At 43.1% G+C, this 6538-nt stretch carries 5 protein-coding genes; 3 read left to right on the forward strand and 2 right to left on the reverse strand.

The genetic code is table 11. The features are described 5' to 3' along the window. The first annotated feature begins 16 nt into the window (after positions 1–16). The 3 genes from JKP82_RS16570 to JKP82_RS16580 are packed head-to-tail and all read left to right on the forward strand — an operon-like array spanning position 17 to position 4174. A complete protein-coding gene (locus JKP82_RS16570; protein WP_218397872.1) occupies positions 17–1723 on the forward strand; it encodes an ABC transporter transmembrane domain-containing protein in 1707 nt (568 codons plus the stop codon). After that, positions 1716–2759 (forward strand): efflux RND transporter periplasmic adaptor subunit, encoded by a 1044-nt coding sequence (locus JKP82_RS16575; RefSeq protein ID WP_159534713.1) that lies wholly within the window; start codon positions 1716–1718, stop codon positions 2757–2759. The genes JKP82_RS16570 and JKP82_RS16575 overlap by 8 nt, the downstream gene beginning before the upstream one ends. A gap of 8 nt (positions 2760–2767) precedes the next feature. Next, a complete protein-coding gene (locus JKP82_RS16580; RefSeq protein WP_218397874.1) occupies positions 2768–4174 on the forward strand; it encodes a TolC family protein in 1407 nt (468 codons plus the stop codon). Between the two features lie 79 nt (positions 4175–4253). Here the strand turns inward: JKP82_RS16580 and JKP82_RS16585 are convergent, their stop codons facing one another. Both JKP82_RS16585 and JKP82_RS16590 read right to left on the reverse strand, forming a co-directional pair. After that, a complete protein-coding gene (locus JKP82_RS16585) occupies positions 4254–5129 on the reverse strand; it encodes a hypothetical protein (RefSeq protein ID WP_218397875.1) in 876 nt (291 codons plus the stop codon). A gap of 118 nt (positions 5130–5247) precedes the next feature. Then, a complete protein-coding gene (locus tag JKP82_RS16590) occupies positions 5248–5973 on the reverse strand; it encodes a hypothetical protein (RefSeq protein WP_373996607.1) in 726 nt (241 codons plus the stop codon). Positions 5974–6538: the final 565 nt, after the last annotated feature.

A 6538-nucleotide genomic window follows, 5' to 3' on the forward strand; every position in this document is an offset into this window, starting at 1 on the left:
CGCTATCGAAGGAATTATGGGAAAAGTCATCAATTTACACGCAACGAGGAAAACCTTGTTTGCTATTTTGAAACCAGAGTCAGGTTTCTTCTGGGTTGCCATTGCCTATGGGGTTGCTATTAGTTTAATGACATTAGCAGTACCTATTGCGGTACAAACATTGATTAATAGTATTGCTAATATTGGCTCTGTTCGCTCGGTTGTCATACTTGCTATTGTGCTGTTTCTAACACTCTTCGTATCGGGTATTTTCAGTGCGCTTCGAATGCGTATTATGGAATATTACGAACGCAAAGTGTATGCACGCCTTACTGCCATTATTAGTTTGAAAACTATTATGGCTGAACATCGCTTTTTTGAAGGCCGACAAAACACCAACATTACCCAACGTTACTTCGACATAATGACCCTGCAGAAAAATGTGCCTTCACTCATGGTGGATGGGTTCGCGTTGGTATTGCAAATGCTAGTGGGCTTTACACTAGTATCATTTTACCACCCCATGTTATTTGCGTTTAACTTAGTGCTTATATTGGTGATGTATGCCATATGGAAAATTTGGGGTACGGGGGCCAAACGCTCTGCTATCGAGCTTTCACATGCAAAGTACGATTCGGCCAAATGGCTAAACGACATTGCTGCCGCTCATGAATTTTTCAAATCGGCTGACCATGTTGAATATGCGGGTAGAAGTACCGACACCTTTATCAATAACTACCTCACTAAGCACAAAAATCACTTTCATTACACTTTTGCGCAAGTGGTTATGTTTTTGTTGCTCTATGCATTTGCCAGTGCGGCGTTGTTAGGTATTGGCGGTGTGCTTGTGGTACAAGGCCAGCTATCTATCGGTCAGTTGGTGGCTGCAGAATTAATAATGTCTGCGGTATTCTTTGGGCTGTCGCGTTTTACGCAATATTTAAAGCTTTACTATGAATTGTATGGCGCCGCTGAAAAGATAGGTTCTGCCCTGGTTATTCCGCAAGAAGTCGTTAATGAAAAAGCGGATCGGGTGCCAAACTCTTCGCAGTTAATTTTTAATAAGTTACACCTCACCCATGGTAGCGATACCTGTTTAATAGATTTGCAAATTGAAGCGGGTGGTAAGTACTTCATTACTACGAATAAGAGTTGGGTTCAAAAGCAACTTATTGGGCTAATGAAGCGCTACGAAAAGCCGCAAAAAGGTGAGCTACTGCTTGGTGACTTGAGCTTGTATGATTTCGATACCTATGAATTACGCCAAGCAATTAATACGCTAGACCGTTCTCTTATCGTTGAATGTTCCATCGAAGAGTATTTACGACTGGCAAACCCAAGAGCGAGCTTTGCCGAAATTAGAGCTGCTCTGGCGGCTGTTGAATTAGATACCGTTATCGATGCACTGCCTAACGGGGTTGATTCTAAGGTGTCGGTATTAGGGGCGCCATTGCAGCCGCTAGAATTCCTATTGTTAAAGCTGGCCGCAGTCATTATTGAAGAGCCCAAAGTGCTTATCATTAATCAACATTTCGACGCTATTCCGCTAGCACTGCGGCTACGGTTGTTAAACCGTTTGTCTGAACTTAGTTGTACGGTACTTTATTTTACCAACACACCTGAAGCTCATTGTTTGGACGGTGTTATTTATCTAAAAGACAGTGCCGAGGTAGTGGCAGCTGAACCTGCAAAAGAAAGCGTTGTTAGCCAAAGCGTGTCGCAGGAAGGAGCAAATGATGAATAGTGCAGAAAAGCGATTTTTAGATAATGTCAGTTCTTTATCTTCACTACATGTTCCGAAGCTTCATAAAGTGGTGTGTGGATTGGTGTTAGCGATGGTGGTGTGTGCTTCGCTTATTCTGTGGTTTACACCTTGGATGCAAACGGCTTATGGCACAGGAATGGTCGACTCTTTAGACCCAGTCGACAGAACGCAGGCGATTAGTGCCTTAGTTGATGGGCAAATAAAGCAATGGCATGTGCGAGAAGGTATGCAAGTAAAGGCGGGCGACCCTATCGTCACGTTAATTGATACCGACGCTGGCCGATTAGAAAAATTGCAATCTCAACTAGCGGCGGCAAAAGCTGGGCATCAAGCTAATGAAACTGCAGTAGCTAACGCTGAAAATAATTTAGCACGTCAAATGGGGTTACAAGAGCAGGGGCTAGTGTCCCGCAAAGATGTAGAAGCAGCGCAAATAAAGGTGCAGGAATTAAAAGCTAAGGCGGCAAGCTCTCTATCTGCCATTAACGATGTAAGCATGAGTTTATCGCGTCAGTCTATTCAAACAAAAGTGGCGCCAGTAGATGGCACTATCATTAGGCTTTACTCTGGTGGAGTCTCAACATTTGTAAAAGCAGGGGCGGTGTTAGGGCAGTTTATCCCTTTGAACGCCAAACGTAGTATACGTATAACGGTAACAGGGCTAGATGCGCCGCTAGTTAAAAAGGGCGCCAAGGCGCGTTTACAGTTTGAAGGCTGGCCAGTGTTTCAATTTAGCGGGTGGCCGGGTAGTTCTATAGGCACGTTTGGTGGCGAAGTGGTTTACGTTGAGCCGGTGGCAAGTACCGCTGGTACGTTTCAGGTGTGGATAATGCCTGATGCAGATGACGTACCATGGCCTAAAGAAAGCGCTACGCGGTTAGGAAGCCGCGTTAAAGCGTGGGTATTGTTAGAGGAAGTGAAGTTGGGCTATGAACTGTGGCGACAATTGAATAACTTTCCTCCCCAGCAAACCGCTGAGCCCGAATCATCTCAAACTAAAACGTCGAGTTGGTAAGGGATAGCATGAGAAAACTACATGTTGTTACGTTTGCCTTTGCATTGAACGTTTCTGTGATGAGCTGTGCAGTAGCTGCATCTTTGCCTACGGTAACTGAGCTTATCGAGTCAATGCAATATCACCATCCTTATACTCAGGCCATTGCTGAAGGTGAAATTCAAAGCGGTGCAGATATCGATATTGCGCTTAGCGAGTTCGACCCTTTTATAGAGCAACAAACATCTAGCAGAGTAAGTGGTTATTACGATGGTTTGGCACTACAGCAACGCGCAATAAAGCCGCTTCAGTCTTTGAACGCTTCAGTTTATACAGAGTACCGTGTGTCTGATGGTGACTTTCCTGTTTACGAACAAGAATATGAAACCCTCTCTGGCGGGGAGGCCAGCGTAGGAATTTCACTTTCGTTATTAAAGAACCGAGAAGTAGATAAACGAAGAGTAGGGGTAAGAAATGCAAGGTTAGCTGCACAGCAATGGGAAGCCGAAGCGCAAGACTTGCTGAATAGCTTTTTACACAAAGGGTTAACCGAGTATTTGTTATGGTATGAGAGCGCGTTGCAGGTGATATCGGTGGAATCATTATTGAGCCGCGCTGCTGAACGTGAACGAGCACTATCTACTCGGGTTGAAAAAGGCGATCTAGCACGGGCCACGCTTACCGAGTTTAAAGCGAATATTTTAGAACAGCGTTTATTAGTGGCTAAGTTGAAGCAAAAACGCAATGCACATGCCCGAACCTTGTCTTACTATTGGCGCGATACTCAAGGTGAAATGATACCGATAACAGAAACTAAATTATCGGCAGATATTCATTGGCCTTTTAGCGTAAGTACTGCGCAAATAAGTCAGCTACGTAAACAAATTACTCAGCACCCTCAGTTAGCGTTATTGCGCATGAGTAAAACGGTGGTTCAGAACAAGCAAGTCTTGGCTAAAAATGCGCTGTTGCCGAAACTTGACCTGAAGGCGTCTTTGGCACGAGATATCGGGAGTGGACCTAATTCACTTGACGGTACAGAGAGCAAAGTGGCTTTGGCGTTTTCCTATCCGCTAGGCAATAGAAAGGCAAAAGCTGAGCAAGTTAAGCTTGTGTCGAAGGGACGAGAGCTCGAACACAAGTATGTATCTAGCAAGCAATCCATCGAGCAAGCATTCGAAAAAGCTTATGAGTATTGGGTGCAAGCAAAAGAGATCGCTAGTTTACAGCAACAAAATGCAGAACTCGCCAAGCTACTATCAAGTATGGAGCTTCAACGTTTCGACGCGGGCGACAGTGATATGTTTACGCTAAACGCTAGGGCATCCAATGAAATCAAGGCGCAAATGAAAGCGATTGAAACCAATGTCGATTTATTGAATGCTGAGCTTATGCTTTATCGTGTCGTTGCTGTATTGCACACGGTTAATCACTAGTTCAGTAGATGGCCAAAACGTGTTTAATCTTAATGTTCTATTTTACCTTTAAAGCTGGCTTGCAACTAGACGAGGGCGCTTATTGACCTGATGCATATACTCGCGCTTGATTATATTGCATTAAGGTAGGTATAAGTGCGGCTGCTAACATGTAGTTGGTTTCACTAAACCACCGGTCGTCATATCGAATCTCAGCTTTACGTGTTTCACAATTTCGCATTGGGTTGCCGAACAATACATGATGTGTCGATTTTCCTAGGTTTTCGTTACGTGGAGTTTTTGGCAACGCTAAAAAGTCGTAAACGTTGTCTAGCGTTTCACTGGGGTTGAAACAAAACGGTTCGTAACCTACTACTTCGAAGGGTAAAGCGAGTTGGTTTAAAAGAGATTCCCTTTTCTTATTATCGCTTAGCCATCGCATCATCTGATACCAATAGTGGCCCTTTACCTTTTTTAATCCTTTGCGAGGCTGCGACCGGGCTAACCTAGCTTGTGAACTCGCGTAAGAGCGAACATCTCTGATCAAAAATAGCGCTCTAATATCAATAGTTTCAGAGCCCGCAAGCAACGTTAGGTGTTTTACTCCCTTAGAGGTATCTATGGGTTGGTAGTCATTACCATATAATTTAGAAAATTGAGCGAGTACACTAGCGTAAGCATCTGGATAATAATTTGGCTTTGCAGGGTTTACGATATCTAAGCTTCGCATTTTCGATAATACAGGTTGCCAAAATTCGCACTTGTCAGCGGGGGCTCCGCAACTACAAAGATGCACTTGTTTGTTCAGCCAGTAGGTCGGCCCCATCCGTAAAACCTGATATATTTCTCCAAGCGATATGAGGTTTTCATGGCATGCTAATGCCATTGAGAATACCGTTGACCCAGAATGAGATAGGCTGGTTAAACAAACGATGGGTTGTTTAAAAGGGGAGAAGTCGTTATTGTTCTGCGTCATAGCTTGTCGTTAGTCAGAGTAAATATGGAATTACCTACTCTGACTTACAAAAGCGACGAATGATCTTATCTTTACGTATTATTTACGTAAACTTGAAGCTTTGTGTAGTATTTCTGAATTAGTTATTAATAGCTGACTCAAATTCATCTTCAGATAAACCAGCGGCCATAGCATATTCTTTTAACTTGTCGTCTTGAACACCGGCATGTTGCGCAGTAGCTAATATACGAATAACTTGCTCACGTTGCTGAGACGATTCTCTTACGGCCGTTTCTACTACTGTTTTTGCATCGTTAGGAAATACAGCTAACAGTGCATCTACTACGTATTCACCAACAAAAGGCACTGCATTAAGTGCGCTCGTCATGATATCGACAATCTTGTTTGGGTGTTCTTGAGACAAAGTCTGAACAATACTGTCTGCTGCATCAGGTTGCGTTAGCACGGCAACGCGAACAATCTCGCTTAGTTCTTCAGGCGTTGCAACAGCAGCAGCTTGAACAACGAAGTCTACATAAGTAGGTTCTGCCATTATCGCCAACTGAACGATGTTAGGGCATGAGCTTACTTCTTTCTCTATAGCCAACTGTACTATTTCTTCTGTAGATGAAGGCTGAGAGGAAATAGCTGCAAAGATAATCTCTCGGTACTGATCAGGATATGTGTCTAATGCGATATCAACAATTGAAACTACATCTTGAGGGTAATGACCTGCTATAGAACTAATAGCACGTCCAACAGACATGTTTTGATCAACCTGACGTTTTAAGAACGAGGTTTGAAAATGATTTGATTGATTAGAGGTAGCTTCTTCCGGTGAAACAGTTCCATCCTTTACGTTCATACCTATCGCTGGTGTACTTACTGCGAGTACCAGCACTGCCGATGAAAGCAATGAAGTAATACGAAACATATATCCACCTTATATTTATTGCGTAGTCTATTACCACTAACGGACTACCACTTTATAGGAATTATAAACCCATCCTATTAGTAATTAGTCCATATTGTCTACTTATTATCTCATCTGAGTGAAAATTAACCGAATGGTTCAGTTTATTACACTTTTCTTAAAACAAGGGTTGACGCAGGCTCAGAAATCTCTAGAATGCGCATCCGCTTCGACAGGAAAGTGAAACAACTTACACTGGCAAAGCAAGTCACTACTTACCTTTAAGGTCAAGTGTGACGGGGTTTTAAAGAAAATGCTTTAGAAAATAAATTTTCAAAAAGTGTTGACACTGAAAGCTTCAAGCGTATAATGCGCACCTCACTCGAGCAGGGTGAGTCACGAAGAAGCAATGGCTTCTAGTGAATTGCGACAAAGTCGCAACGTTCTTTAACAATTTATAACAAGACAATCTGTGTGGGCACTCATTAAGAGTGTCACACAACGACGATTCATATTC

The sequence above is a fragment of the Alteromonas lipotrueae genome, assembly GCF_019249215.1.
In the GTDB taxonomy this organism is placed as follows: Bacteria; Pseudomonadota; Gammaproteobacteria; order Enterobacterales; family Alteromonadaceae; genus Alteromonas; species Alteromonas lipotrueae.